Genomic DNA, 15064 nt, shown 5'->3' with positions numbered 1-15064 from the left:
CCCGATGGCTGAATATGGAGAGTCGCACACCATGAACGACGCCGAGCTCGACAGCATGGCGCAGGCCGGATTCCGCCTGTCACCGCCGCAGCTTCGGACCTGGTCGCACGCCGCCGGGCAGCGCGTGCAGGTCCGCGCCCTGGTGGAGGGACCGGTCCTGAGCGACAGGTTCCGGCAGGCGCTGGATCTGGTGACCGAGCGTCACGAGCTGCTTCGCGCAAGCCTGATCGAGGTCCCGGGACTGGCGGCGCCGTTGCAGTCGGTGCAGTCGCCGGCCGGGCCCGAATGGTACGAGGATCGCCTGCCGGCCGACGCCGAGCAGGCCGCGGTCGAGGCCGCGGCTGCGGCGGACCTCGTCCAGCCGTGGACCGGAACGCTGCGGGCGCGCCTGCTGGTCGGCGTCGACCGCGCGGTCCTGGTGCTGACGGCCTGCGGGTTGTTCGCGGACCGCCGGTCACTGCTCGTGGTCCTGGAGGAGCTCGCCCAGCTGCTCGGCGGCACGACGCCGCAGGAGGAGCCGTTCCAGTACCTGGACGCGGCGGAGTGGTTGCACGAGCAGGTCGGGACGGACGAGGCGAGGGCCCGGATGGACCGCTGGCTCGCCCGGGAGCTCGCCGTCGCACGGGAATCCACCCTGCCCTCGGAGACCGGCCCGTCCGGTGAGCCGACCCGGGTGGGTGTCGAGCTGGACACCGCGCTGTCGGCGGCGCTGGACCGGACGAGTGCCGAGACCGGCGGCAGCGCCGCCGCGGTGCTGCTCGGGGCCTGGCAGATCCTGCTGCTCCGGCTGACCGGCCAGGAGGAGATCCTCACCGCGGTGCTGCCCGGCTCCCGCGGCCTGGACGAACTGGAGGACGTGGTCGGGCTGTTCGAGAGCCCGGTGCCGGTGCCGGCCGCCCTGGTCGGCGCGCTGCCGTTCGCCTCCCTGGTCCGCGACCTCGACCGGGTCCTGGCCGCCGCTCCCGCCGAACAGTTCGCCTTCGACAGCACGCGCGCCGCCGAGCCGCTCCCGTTCGGCTTCGCCTTCACCGAGCTGCCCGCTCCGGTGCGCGCGGGGAGCGCGCGGCTGACCGTGACCGGCGTGGGCGGCGGCCCCGACGGTGCGGCGCTGCACCTCGACGTGGTCCGGGCCGCCGACGGCGGTCTCACGGCGTCGCTCGTCCGCGACGAGCGACGCGTGTCGTACCGGCACGCGGTGCGGATCGCCGAGCAGTTGGTCTCGGTCCTGCGCGAGGTCAGCACGCGCCCGCAGGCACCGCTGGAGGATCTCGGTCTGGCCGACGGGCCGCACGCGGGCGTTCCCGGGCACGGCGACGCCGCGCCCGAGTCGGTGTCCGGCTCCGCGCTCGCCCACGTGCGGTTCGCGGGTGCGGCCGCCGAGCGGCCCGAGGCCCTCGCGGTGGTCTGCGGCGACGAGGAGCTGACCTACCGTCAGGTGGAGTGCCGGGCCAACCGGCTGGCGCACGCGCTGCGGCTGCGCGGGGTCGGTCCGGGTGTTCCGGTTGCCCTGGTGCTGGACCGCTCCGTCGACTACGCCGTCGGTCTGCTCGCGGTCCTCAAGGCGGGTGGGGCCTTCGTGCCCGTCGACCAGGCGCTGCCGGCCGCGCGGGTGCGGTGGATGCTGGAAGAGGTCCGTCCGGCGGTGCTGATCACCCACCGCGGCCGGCTCGACGTCGAGGCGGCCGGGACGACGCCGGTGCTCGACCTGGACCGCGACGCCGCAGAACTGGCCGGCCTGCCCGAGACCCCGGTGGACGTGCCGGTCCGGCCGGAGCACCCCGCCTACCTGATCTTCACGTCCGGCTCGACCGGACAGGCCAAGGCCGTGGCCGTCCCGCACCGCGCCATCTGTGCCTATCTGGACGGCGTGCTGGCGGCCCTGACCCCGCCGCAGGACGAGATGCTGGGAACCCTGGCGACGCCCGCCGCAGACCTCGGGCACACCGCGGTCTTCGGCGCCCTGTGCACGGGACGCCCGCTGTTCCTGGCAGTGGCCGACGAGGTCCTCGCGGCCGACGCGCTCGCCGCACGTTTCCGGGTGCGTCCGCTCGGCCTGCTGAAGATCGTGCCCTCGCACCTGGCCGCGCTGCTCGACGCGCCCGACGCCGCCGCCCTGCTGCCCACCCGCTGCCTCGTGCTGGGCGGCGAGCAGGCTTCCGGAGCGCTGCTGGAGCGGATCCGCGCACTGCGCCCGGGGCTGCGGGTCGTGAACCACTACGGTCCGACCGAGACCGCCGTGGGCGCGCTGGTCCACCAGGTCGCCGAGGACGGACCGGGCCCGGTGCCGATCGGCCGGCCGCTCGCCGGCTACCGCGCCTACCTGCTCGACGCGAAGCTCCGCCCGGTACTCCAAGGGGCGCCCGGGGAGCTGTACATCGGCGGTCCCGGGCTTGCCCTGGGCTACTGGGACCGGCCGGGGACCACGGCGGAGCACTTCCTTCCCGACCCGTTCACCGCCGAGCCCGGCGCGCGGATGTACCGGACCGGGGACCTGGTCCGGCAGCGGCCGGACGGCGCCGTGGTCTTCCTCGGCCGCACCGACCAGCAGGTGAAGATCCGCGGCCACCGGGTCGAGCCGGGGGAGATCGAAGCCGAGCTCCGCCGCGACGAACGAGTCGCCGACGCGGTGGTGGTCGCCGCCGGCGAGGGGGCCGAGGCGCGGCTGGCGGCGTACGTCGTGCCGCGTCGCGGCGGCCGGATCGACGCCGACGAACTCGACCGGCGGCTGCGGCTGCGGCTACCGGACCACATGGTCCCGGCCGCGATCGTCTCGCTGCCCGCCCTGCCGCTGATGCCGAACGGGAAGGTGGACCGGCGAGCCCTCCCCGTACCGGACCCGACCGCCTCCCGCTCCTCGTACGTCGCGCCCGAGACGGACACCGAGGCCCTGCTGGCCGACCTGTGGGCGGACATCCTCGGATGCGAGCGGGTCGGCCGGGACGACTCCTTCTTCCAGACACTCGGCGGCAATTCCCTCGACGCGACCCGGGTGGTGGCCCGGATCCGGGCCACCACCGGCGTCGGCCTGCACGTCAGCGCCCTGTTCGAAGCCCCCACGGTGGCGCGGCTGGCCGAGCTGGTCGACGGCGCCCAGTCCGACGCGGACGCCGCGGCGATCCCTGCGGCCGAGCGCACCGGTCCCATGCCGCTGTCCTACGCCCAGCGCCGGCTCTGGGTCCTCTCCGAGGTGGACGGCGCCGACGCGGCCTACAACATCCCGGCGGCCGTCCGCATCCGCGGCGAGTTGGACGTCGAGGCCCTGGTCCGCGCCCTGCACGAGGTGGTCCGTCGGCACGAGGCGCTGCGCACCAACATCGTGCTCGTCGGGGAGACGCCTCGGCAGGTGGTCCGCGAGCCCGCGCCGTTCGAGGTGCCGCTGACCGAGGCCGCCGAGGCGGACGTGGTCCGGCAGGCGCTCACCTTCGCGGCGCGGCCGTTCGACCTCGCGCGCGACGAGCTGTTCCGCGCCGCGGTGCTGCGGGTGGCGCCGCAGGAGCACGTGCTGCTGCTCTGCCTGCACCACATCGTCTCCGACGGCTGGTCGACCGCACTGCTGTGGCAGGAGACGGTGACCCTCTACAACGCCTGCCGCGCCGGCCTCTCCGCGTCGCTCGCACCGCTGCCGATCCAGTACGCCGACTACGCCCGCTGGCAGAACGCGTGGCTGGAGGGATCCGGGGTGGCGCCGCAACTGGACTACTGGAAGGAGCAGTTGCGCGATCTGCCGGCGCTGCTGGAGCTGCCCACCGACCGACCGCGGCCCGCGGTCCAGGGCCACGCCGGCGCGACCGTGGCGATCGAGCTCGACCCGGCGACCGTCGCCGGGCTGCGCGCACTCGCGCACCGGCAGCAGTCGACCATGTTCATGGTGCTGCTGGCCGCCTTCAACGTGCTGCTGGCCCGCCACAGCGGACAGCAGGACATCGCCGTCGGCACGCCGGTGGCCAACCGCACCCGGGCCGAGGTGGAGCAGCTGATCGGCTGCTTCTTCAACACGCTCGTGATCCGCACCGACCTCACCGGCGACCCGGAGTTCACCGAACTGCTCCGCCGGGTCCGCGAGGTCGTCCTGGCCGCCCAGGCCCACCAGGACCTGCCGTTCGAGCGGCTGGTGGAGGCGCTCAACCCGCCGCGTGACGCCGGGCACTCGCCGCTGTTCCAGACGCTGTTCGTCTACCAGCCGGCCCCGGACGAGGGACTGGCCATGGACGGACTGCGGCTGGAGCCGGTACCGCTGGGCGGTGAGGTCGCCAAGTACGACCTCACGCTCGATCTGGTGGAACACGCGCACGGCGTGAGTGGCCGGATCGAGTACCGGACCGACCTGTTCGACGCCGACACCGTCCAGCGGCTGGCCGGACACTTCCAGGAGCTGCTCGGCTCGATCGTCCAGGCCCCGCAGGCGAGGGTCGGTGACCTGCGGCTGCTGCCGGAGCAGGAGCGCGAGGTGGTGCTGCGGCAGTGGAACGCCGCGTACCGCGGCCGTCCGGCCGCCCGACTCGCCGCCGACGCCTTCGAGGACCAGGCCCGGAGCCGGCCGCAGGCCACCGCGCTCGTCCACGGTGGCCGCTCCCTGAGCTACGACGAGCTCGACCGCGCGGCGAACCGGCTGGCGCACGTCCTCCGGGCCAGGGGAGTGGCCGAGAACGACCTGGTGGGTCTGTGGCTGGACCGCTCGGTGGAGATGGTCGTCGCCATGCTCGGCGTGCTCAAGGCCGGTGCCGCCTACCTCCCGCTCGACCCGGCCGCCCCGGCGGCGCGCAACGCGGACCTGATCGCGGACGCGCGACTCGGTTTCGTGATCACGACCGGGGCCCGGGGCGCGGACCTGCCCCCCGGGGTCGTGCTGATCGACCCCGGGCAGGAGCCCGGCACCGACGACTCGGCGCCGTCCCGCCGGACCGGTCCCGAGGATCTCGCGTACGTCATCCACACCTCGGGATCGACGGGCCGCCCCAAGGGCGTGATGATCGGGCAGCAGAACCTCGCCGGCTTCTTCGACGCCATGGACCAGCGGCTCGGCACGGACCGGCCGGGCACCTGGCTCGCCGTCACCCGGTACACCTTCGACATCTCGGTGCTGGAGCTGCTGTGGACCCTGACCCGCGGCTTCAAGGTCGTCCTCGTCGGTGACGAGCTCGTGCTCAGCGACGGAGTCCGGCCGCGGCGCCGGGCGACGGACTTCAGCCTGTTCTACTTCGCCAGCGACGCCGGCGAGCGCGGCACGGACAAGTACCGCCTGCTGCTGGAGGGCGCACGCTGGGCCGACCGGCACGGCTTCGCCGCAGTGTGGACACCGGAGCGCCACTTCGGCACCTTCGGCGGCCTGTACCCGAACCCCGTCGTCACCGCGGCCGCGCTGGCCACCGCGACCAGCCGCATCGGCATCCGCACCGGAAGCCTGGTCCTCCCGCTGCACAACCCGATCCGGGTGGCGGAGGACTGGTCCATGATCGACAACCTCTCCGGCGGCCGGGTCGGGCTCTCCGTGGCCTCGGGCTGGCAGCCGCACGACTTCGCGCTGGCGCCGCACAACTTCGCGGACCGCAAGGAGACCATGTTCCGGGACCTCGAAGTGGTCCGCGGACTGTGGCGGGGCGAGTCGGTGCGCACGGCCTCGGGCACCGGTGAGGAGATCGAGGTGCGCACGCTGCCCCGTCCGATCCAGCCGGAGCTGCCGGTCTGGGTCACCGCCGCCGGAAACCCGGAGACCTTCCGGCGGGCCGGCGCGATCGGGGCCAACGTGCTGACCCACCTGCTCGGACAGTCGGTCGAGGAACTGGCCGAGGCTCTGCGGGTGTACCGGGACGCCCGGAGCGAGGCCGGTCATTCCGGGCCGGGCCACGTCACCCTGATGCTGCACACCTTCGTGTCCGAGGACGAGGACTTCGTCCGCCGGACCGTCCGCGAGCCCTTCAAGGACTACCTGCGTGAGTCCGTGGACCTGGTCCGGCCGATCGCCAAGTCGCGCGGGCTGGACGTGGAGGACTTCGACGAGGCCGACCTCGATGCGCTCCTCGACCACGCCTTCGACCGCTACTACGACACCAGCGGGCTCTTCGGCACCCCGGAACGGTGCGTGGCGATGGTCGACCGCCTGAGCGCGGTCGGCGTCGACGAGATCGCCTGCCTGGTGGACTTCGGCGTCCCCGCCGACGACGTGCTCGCGAGCCTCGACCACCTGGACGAGCTGCGCCGGCTGATGTCGCCCGGCTCCGACGAGGACGCCCCCGAGGACATCGCGGGACTGATCGAGCGACACGGCGTCACCCACCTCCAGTGCACCCCCTCACTGGCGTCCCTGCTGGTCACCGACGAGCGGGTCAGGGCCGCGCTCGGGTCCCTGGAGTGGATGCTGGTCGGCGGCGAGGCGCTGACCCCGGCCCTCGCGGCGGACCTGGCGCAGACGGTCGGCGGGCAACTGCTCAACGTCTACGGCCCGACCGAGGCGACCATCTGGTCCACCAGCCACCTGGTACGCGACGCGAGCGGTCTGATCGGCCGGCCGCTCTCCAACACCCGGGCGTACGTGCTGGACGACCGCCGGGCCCCCGTGCCGATCGGCGTGCCCGGCGAGCTCCACCTCGCCGGCGACGGCGTCGCGCTCGGCTATCTGCACCAACCCGAGCTCACCGCGGAGCGCTTCGTCGCGGACCCCTTCGCCCCCGACCCGGCGGCGCGGATGTACCGCACCGGGGACGTCGTGCGCTACCGGGCCGGCGGCGAGCTGGAGTTCATCGGCCGCCGGGACGACCAGGTCAAGATCCACGGCTTCCGGGTGGAACCGGGGGAGGTCGAGGCGGCGCTGGCTGCGGCGCCGGAGGTCAGGGCCGCCGCGGTCGTCGCGGCCGACGACGAACGAGGCGGACGGCGGTTGATCGCCTATGTCGTCACGTCGGGACCCCTGGACGTCGAGGCGCTGCGCGGGCACCTGGAGACGCGGCTGCCGCGGTACATGATCCCGGCCGGGTTCGTCGGGCTGGGGGCGATGCCGCTGCTGCCGAGTGGCAAGACCGACCGCCGGGCGCTGCCGAAGCCGCTAGCGGAGCAGCCCTCCGCGCGGCTGTCCACCGCGCCGGCGACGGCGGCCGAACGCATCCTCGCCGGGGTCTGGAGCGACCTGCTGCACCGCGAGGAGGTCGGGGCCGAGGACAACTTCTTCGAACTCGGCGGGGACTCGATCGTCGCCATCCAGATGGTCTCGCGCGCCCGCCAGGCCGGGCTCACCCTCGCGGCCCGGGACCTGTTCCAGCACCAGACGCTCGGTGAACTCGCCGCGGTGGCACGCCAGGGCGTGCGCACCTCGGCCGAACAGGGCCCGGTCCTGGGCGAGTCACCACTCGCCCCCATCCAGCACTGGTTCTTCGAGCAGCAGTTGGCCGACGCCCACCACTACAACCAGGCCGTCCTGGCCGACGTCGTCGGCGATCCGCTCGATCTCGGGGTGCTGGCCCTCGCCCGTGACGCCCTGCTGCGCCACCACGACGCGCTGCGCAACCGGTTCCGCGAGGGCGAGGCCGGGTGGGACCAGTGGACGGGCGCACCCCAGGAGGGCACGGCGCCGATCGAGCACGTCGACCTGAGCGGGCTGCCCGAGCAGGCCTGGCCGCAGGAGGTCGCGGCCGTCCAGGACCGCGTCCACCGCGCGCTCGACCTGGAGCACGGTCCGCTGCTGCGGATGGTCTCCCTCGGCTACGGCGGCCGGCGGGCCGATCAGGTCTTCACGGTGATCCACCACACGGTGGTCGACGGCGTCTCCTGGCGCGTCCTGCTGGAGGACCTGCAGCGCGCCTACCGCCTGCTGAAGGCCGGCCGGCCGGTGGAGCTTCCCGCCAAGACCACGTCGTACCGGGAGTGGACCGGCAGGCTGGCGCAGGAGGCCGACTCCGAGCGGACGCTCGCCGAACTCGACTACTGGGCCGACCAGATCGAGGGCCCGGCGCCGGCGCTGCCGCGCGACCGCAACGGCCGCAACACCGAGGCGAGTGCCCGGACCGTCACCGCGGAGCTGTCAGCCGAGGAGACCGACGCCCTGCTGCACGAGGTGCCCGCGGCCCACGGGGCCGACCTGCACGCGGTGCTGCTCTGCGCCGTGGCGGAGGCGTGCGAGCCGTGGACCGGCTCCCGGTCGTTGCTGCTCGACGTGGAAGGGCACGGACGCGAGGACCTCTTCGAGGACGTGGACGTCTCACGGACCGTCGGGTGGTTCACGGCGCTCTACCCGCTGCGCATCGAACTCCCGGAGGCCCCCGACGACCGGCCGGCGGCCGTCCGCGAACAGGTGCACCGCATCCCGCGCCGCGGGATCGGGTACGGCCTGCTGCGCCACCTGCACCACGACGCATCGGTCCGGGCCCGCCTGGGCACCGGACGGCAGCCCGAGATCATCTTCAACTACCTCGGCCAGGCGGACACCTCCAGGAGCGAGGACGCCCTGCTGACCCTCGCCCCCGGAACCGTGGGCACGCCGCACGGAGGCGCGCAGCAGCGCCGGCACCTGCTCAACGTCAACGGGCTGGTGGCGAACGGCCGGCTCCGCGTCGACTTCACCTTCAGCGAGGCTGTGCACCGTCCGGAGACGGTCCAGGCCCTCGCCGACCGGTTCGGCGCCTCGCTGCGCCGACGGGTCGAGGACTGCCGCACCGGACGCGTGCGGCTCACCCCCTCCGACTTCCCCGACATCGATCTGACGCAGGAGTCGTTGGACGAGCTGCTCGGCGAACTGCGCGACCACGAAGGAGAACTGGCATGAGGGAGCGAAGCGAACTCATTGAAAGGTGCGCGTGGGCGAATGCCTTCGCCGAGCTCTGCGAGGCGGGCGCATGAGCCACGACGACGTAGAGGCGATCTACCCGCTCTCGCCGCTCCAGCACGCGATGCTGCTCCGGTCCCGGCTGGCGCCCGAGAGCGGGGTGTACGTCCTGCAACTGTCCTTCGACATCCGCGGGGCGTTCGACGCGGGAGCGTTCCGACGGGCCTGGGAGCAGGTCACCGCCCGGCACGCCGTGCACCGGACCTGCTTCCTGCGACTGGACCAGGAACAACCCCTGCAGATCGTGCGCCGGACGGTGGACCTGCCCTGGCAGGAGGAGGACTGGACCGCGCTCCCGGGCGACGAGCAGGAGGACCGGTTCGCCGCGCTGCTGGAGCGGGACCGCGCGGAGGGCTTCGCTCCCGAGCGGGCCCCGCTGATGCGCTGCCTGCTGGTGCGTCTGGCCGGCGACCGGCACCGCTTCCTGTGGACCCGTCACCATGCCGTCTCCGACGGGTGGTCCATGCCCACCGTGCTCTCCGAGGTCGTGCGGTGCTACCAGGCCGACCGGGAGGGCGAGGCACCGAGGCTCGGTCCGGTGACCCAGTACCGCGACTACATCGCCTGGCTCCGGGCGCGGGACGCGGCCGCGACGGAGGAGTACTGGCGAGGTTCGCTCGCCGGGGTGACCGGACCCACGCAGCTCGGCATCGACCGGCCGCGCGCCCACGGCACGTCCGACCAGGGACCGGGCGGGCAGCAGCGGGTGCTGCTGAGCCCGCGGACCACGGCCGCGCTGCTCGCCGCCGCCCGCCGGGAGCGGATCACGCTCAACACCTACGTCCAGGGCGCGTGGGCCTTGCTGCTCCGCTGCTACAGCGGTGAGCGCGACGTCCTGCTCGCAGCGATCGCGTCGGGACGCCCGCCGTCCCTTCCCGGCATGGAGTCCGCGGTCGGGTGCTTCCTGAACACGCTGCCCGTGCGCGTCGAGGTCGACGACGAGGCCCCGGTCGCCGACTGGCTGCGCGGGTTGCAGGCCGCCCAGGTGGAGCGCGAGGAGCACGGCCACGCCTCCCTCGCGCAGATCCGGCGCTGGGCGGGTCTGCCGGGTGATCTCCCGTTGGCGGACACCCTGGTGGTCTTCGAGAACTTCCCCCTGGGGCCGGCGTTGGCGGCGCAGGACGGGCCGATCCGCGTCGAGTCGATCCGCATGTCGGAGCGGACCAGCTTCCCGCTCACCCTCACGGTCGCCCCGGGCGACCGCTTGTCGCTGCAACTCGGTTACGACGAGAGCCGGTTCGACGCGGACGTGGTCGAGCGCATGCTCGGGCACTACGTGACGCTGCTCACCGCGCTGGCGTCCCCGCCGGCCCGGGTCGGGGACCTGACCGCGGTCGGCCCGGCCGAGCGGGCGGCGCTGGCGGCGCAGGCCGCAGGCCCTCGCCGGGCTCTGCCGACGGCCGGTTCGGGCGGCGTGCACCGGTTGTTCGAGGCGCGGGCGGCGGCAACCCCCGACGCGACGGCGCTCGTCGCGGGGGAGGTGCGTCGCTCGTACGCGGAGCTGGACGCGCGCGCCGACCGGATCGCGGGACGGCTGCACGCGGCCGGTGTGGTCGCGGGCGACTTCGTGGGCGTGTGCCTGGAGCGTACGGCCGACCTGCCCGCCGCGCTGCTGGCGGCCTGGAAGGTCGGGGCGGCGTACGTGCCGCTGGACCCGGCGTACCCCGCAGCGCGCGTCCGGCACATCCTGGACGACGCGGCACCTGCCGTGGTCCTGGCCCAGGCGTCGACCCGCGCGCTGCCGGCCGGTGCCGCCTGTCCGGTCCTGTTGCTCGACGGCCCCGACGACGGCCCCGTCGCCCCGTTCGTCCCCGTGGACGCGGGCGACGACGCGGTGGCCGTGACGATCTACACCTCAGGCTCGACCGGCACGCCGAAGGGGGTGCTGATCACCCATCGCAACATCCGCGCGCTGCTCGCCTGGGCGGCCGGGGTCTACTCGGCCGAGGAGCTCTCGGGAACGCTCGCCTCGACGTCGATCTGTTTCGACCTCTCCGTCTTCGAACTCTTCGTGCCGCTCACCACCGGGGCCACCGTCATCCTCGCGGAGAACGCACTGCTGCTGCCCTCGTTGCCGGCGCGCCACGAGGTGACGCTGGTCAACACCGTCCCGTCGGCGCTCGACACGCTCCTGCGGCTGGGCGCACTGCCGCCCCGCGTCGCCGTGGTCAACCTCGCCGGGGAGCCGCTCCCGCGGGACCTGGTGGACCGGCTGTACCGCCAGGCGGGGATCCGCAAGGTGTACAACCTGTACGGGCCTTCGGAGGACACCGTCTACTCGACGTTCGCCCTGATCCCGGCGGACGGCGGCAAACCGCTGATCGGACGGCCCATCGCCAACGCGCAGGCGTACGTCCTCGACTCCCGGCTGCGGCCGGTGCCGGTCGGCGTCCCCGGCGAGCTGTTCCTCGGCGGCGAGGGCGTCTCGCGCGGCTACCACGACCGCCCCGCGCTCACCGCGAGCCGCTACCTGCCGGACCCGTTCGGCGAGCGCCCCGGCGCCCGGCTCTACCGCACCGGGGACGTGGTGCGCCGTCTGCCCGACGGCGGGCTCGACTACCTCGGCAGGACCGACCACCAGGTCAAGCTGCGTGGCTTCCGGATCGAGCTCGGCGAGATCGAGGCGGCCCTGCGGGCCCTGTCGGGCGTGCGGGAGGCGGTGGCCGCGGTGCGCACCGACCCGCCCGGAGGCGGGGGGAGGCTGGTGGCCTACGTGGTCACCGAGCGGGGGCACGCCTTCGACCGGCCGGAGACGGTGCGGGCGCTGCGCGCCACGCTCCCCGAACACCTGGTGCCGTCGGCCTTCGTCGAACTGGCCGAGGTCCCGCTCACCCCGAACGGGAAGGTCGATCGCGAGGCGCTGCCGGCTCCCGAGCCGGTGCGGTCGCGGCGGACGTACCGGGCGCCCGAGAGCGAGACGGAGCGGACCGTCGCCGCCGTCTGGACATCGGTGCTGGGGGTGCCGGGGCCGGGGATCGACGACGGCTTCTTCGAGCTCGGCGGCGATTCACTGCTGCTGGCCCGCGTGTTCGGCGAGCTGAAGTCCCGCTACCCGGGTGGGGTGCAGATGACCGACCTGTTCCGTCATCCGACCATCGCCGAGCTCGCCCGACACCTCGAGGGCGTCGAGGAGCGGCCCGCCTTCGCCGGCGTGCGGGGCCGGCTGGAGCGCCGCCAGGCCGCCCGGAGCGCTGACACAGACGCTCGGGCAGGCTCCACGGTGAGCTGAGCGGCGCCGCTGGCCCGCACTGAGGAATCGCACGACGCGGGGGCGAGACCGGACGCCATGTCGGTCTCGCCCCCGCGTCGTTGGCGTTCCGGTCGCGCATCGCGATCCGCAGGCAGACGAAAGCACCCGGGGCGCTCGGCCCCGGGTGCGTGCCCCGCAGCCGTGCGGCTGCGGGGCTCAGTGTCGGCTCAGTGTCCTGCGGCGGAGCGCAGGGACAACGGCCTCATGTCCGTCCAGTTCGCCTCGACCCAACTCAGGCAGTCCGTGCGGGAACCGGCGACTCCGGTGTCCCTCCAACCGGCCGGGCTCTGCCGGTCGGCGAACCAGATCGAGTACTGTTCCTCGTCGTTCACCACGACCTTGTACCGCGTGCCGAACTCGTCGTCATCCGTCATCGGTTCTTTCCCTCCTCGTTGTCGTCAGGACTGGTGTTGCGTCAGGCGCTGCTGCCCGACGGTGCCTCGGTACAGCTCTTCCAGCGGCTGATGGCCGTCCCAGTCCGGGTCGAACACGGCCTTGAACCGGGCCTCGTCCCAGGCGGCCCCGGAGATCTCGACCAGTCGGCGGACCAGGGTGCGGCAGAAGATCTCGTAGGTCCGCTCGTCCGCCGGGAGTTCCAGCGCCCAGTCGCGCCTCCGGTGGACCTTGGCCATGAGGACCTCGTCCTGGTCGAACGAGCGCGAGTCCAGGAACATCCCGTCGTTGCAGCTGTAGAACATCCCCCGGCTGTCGAGCAGGCGGGCGAACTCCTCGGTCAGCCGGTCGGCGGACTTGAGCAGGCGGGACAGCTTGCCGCCCATCACCTGATCGTCGCACTGGCAGTCGGTGCCGTGCGTCCGGGCGAAGTGCAGCAGGATCCGGTGGTCCTCGAACGCGTCCGGCACGATGCGGTTGTAGTAGACCCGGTTGCGCAGGGCCAACCACGCGCTCCACGTGTCGAAGGACCCCTTCGCGAGGTAGTGCCCGGGGCTGTTGAGCAGCTTTTCGTAGCGGCTGCGCATCCGGATGCCGTAGTGGTGGACCATGCCGGGCAGCTGGTGCCCGCGGCCGGTGCGATCGGACTTGATGAACTCGGCGATGAGCTTGTTGTTCTCGGTGAAGAGCCATGACGAGGTGGCGAACATGGGGTCCAGCACGGTCCCGGCGTTCCCGGTCAGGAACCAGCGCTGTTCCGAGACCTGCTGCCGGGCGAAGCGGGCGAACCGTGCCCGGGATCCGTAGGAGAGCGGTCGCGGCGAGGGGCCGAGGATGTCTCCGAGTGCCCGGTGCTCGCGCAGGAAGGCGAGCAGCTCCTCGTTCGATCCGAACTCCGGCTGCACATGGCGGCGGTCGAAGACGACCCCGATGCTGTAGGTCGTCTCGGAGATCGGGAACAGCCAGATCCAGTACCCGCGATACATGAAGTACGCCATCGACGACGCGCGTCCCCAGTGCGGGACCCGCTGCCGCCATGCCTTGCCGCCCAGGTCGTCAAGGGACACGCAGCCCTCGAAGCGGCCCCAGGCGGCGGCGATGGGATTGCGGTCGTCCTCGGCGACCAGATCGAGCATCCGGGTGAGCGGAGACTCCTCGCCCGCGGCGTCGACCAGCCATCGGCAGGTGATGACGCCGGCGGACGTGCGCACCCGGTGGCCGTTCTCGGCGTCGAGGGAGATCGCCTCGGCCGGGGACTCGTCCGGGCCGCAGTCCAGCACCGTCGTGCCGAGCAGGACCCGGACTCCGTTCCTGCGGTTCATCTCGCACAGCGCCTGCTCGACCGCCGGTCGGTCGATGAGGTAGGTGGGGATGGGGTGCGGGCTGAGGCCGCCGATCTCGGACATCCGGTCGATCGGGAGATCCCGCTCCCGTGAGTCGAAGAAGAAGCGCGTCCCCGAGCTTACGTGGTGGTGTTTGCGCAGGTAGGGGCCGATCCGCAGGACGCGGTTGGCGTAGTTCGAGAACTCCTCGCCCGATGCCTCGTCCAGGCCGGGCGGGAACTCGGTGACCCGATCCACCACGACGACGTCCAGGTCGGGCTGTTCCAGGCTCAGCTGGCGCGCCAGCGAGCCGCCGGCCAGCCCGGCGCCGATGATCAGGACGTCACACCGGATGTCCGCCTCGTCGCTCATCGTCCACCGTCCGTTCGAAGTTCCGTGGCGACGATCCGCGCGCTCGTCTCGGCGTTCGCAGACGCGAACATGGCGTGGTAGTCACCGGGCAGGATGTGCGTGGTCAGTCCGCCAAGGGCCAGCCGCCTCCAGGCGCTGTCCGGGCGGGCCGGGTCGAGCCCCTCCCTGCGCCGCTCGGCGAGGAAGTACAGGGCGCGGCCGGGGTAGGGAGCCGGCCGGTAGGCGTACAACGCCTCCAGATTGGCCCGGTACACCGCGAGGACCTGCCGGGCGGACGCATCGACCGCCTGGCCCGGTTCCACGCCCCTGGCTGCCAGGCGCTCGGCCAGCAGTTGGTCCGTCTCCGCCGGGGACAGCTCCGCATGGCGGTTCAGCGGCATCTGGCCGGGGCCGGGGGTGTCGAACAGGGCCAGCAACTCCACGGTCTCGCCGGCGGCGCGCAGACGCTGGGCGACCTCCAGAGCGACCAGGCCGCCGAAGGCGGCTCCGCCGAGCGCGTAGGGGCCGACCGGTTGGGCGGTTCGCAGTTCCGCGAGGTAGCGGTCCGCGAGCTCCTCGACACTTCGCCGCGGCACCGCCCCGTCGTGCAGTCCTGCCGCCTGGAAGGCGTGCACCGGCTGCCCGGCCGGGAGCCGGCGGGCGAACTCGCGGTAGACGTACACGCTGCCGCCCACAGGGTGGAACAGGAACAGCGGCCTGCGGCCCGGCGCCCCCTCCCGCAGCGTGATCAGCGACGCCGACGCCTCCTGCGACCGCAACACGTCGTCGATGTACGTGGCCATTCGGGCGGCGGTGGGTGCTTCGAGGAGTGTGTGATGGGGGAGTTCGATGTCGAAGGTGGTGTTGGCCTTGGCGATGAGGTGGAGGGCCATGAGGGAGTCGCCGCCGAGGTCGAAGAAGTCGTCGTCGGGTCCG

General features: G+C 73.1%; 5 protein-coding genes. 2 read left to right on the top strand and 3 right to left on the bottom strand.

All coding sequences use genetic code 11. From position 1 onward, the window contains the following. Positions 1-4: 4 nt before the first annotated feature. Together UK12_RS12535 and UK12_RS12530 are read left to right on the top strand one after the other, a co-directional pair. Complete coding sequence (locus tag UK12_RS12535; RefSeq protein WP_197084798.1) at positions 5-8752, top strand: non-ribosomal peptide synthetase; 8748 nt, start codon at positions 5-7, stop codon at positions 8750-8752. Between the two features lie 70 nt (positions 8753-8822). Further along, positions 8823-12041 (top strand): non-ribosomal peptide synthetase, encoded by a 3219-nt coding sequence (locus UK12_RS12530; protein ID WP_045302974.1) that lies wholly within the window; start codon positions 8823-8825, stop codon positions 12039-12041. A 188-nt stretch (positions 12042-12229) separates the two neighbouring features. Here the strand turns inward: UK12_RS12530 and UK12_RS12525 are convergent, their stop codons facing one another. The 3 genes from UK12_RS12525 to UK12_RS12515 form a co-directional block, all read right to left on the bottom strand. Continuing rightward, positions 12230-12436, bottom strand: a complete 207-nt coding sequence (locus UK12_RS12525) for an MbtH family protein (RefSeq protein ID WP_045302973.1) — start codon at positions 12434-12436, stop codon at positions 12230-12232. A gap of 24 nt (positions 12437-12460) precedes the next feature. Continuing rightward, positions 12461-14149, bottom strand: coding sequence for an FAD-dependent monooxygenase (locus UK12_RS12520; RefSeq protein ID WP_045302972.1), 1689 nt, complete (start codon positions 14147-14149; stop codon positions 12461-12463). After that, positions 14146-15064 (bottom strand): thioesterase domain-containing protein (locus UK12_RS12515; RefSeq protein ID WP_045302971.1); only part of this gene is annotated, 919 nt, incomplete at its 5' end. The genes UK12_RS12515 and UK12_RS12520, both read right to left, overlap by 4 nt.

The organism is Saccharothrix sp. ST-888, assembly GCF_000955975.1.
In the GTDB taxonomy this organism is placed as follows: domain Bacteria; phylum Actinomycetota; class Actinomycetes; order Streptomycetales; family Streptomycetaceae; genus Kitasatospora.
The sequence above is the reverse complement of the archived record's forward strand: the minus strand, read 5'-3'. Positions and strand labels throughout refer to the sequence as shown.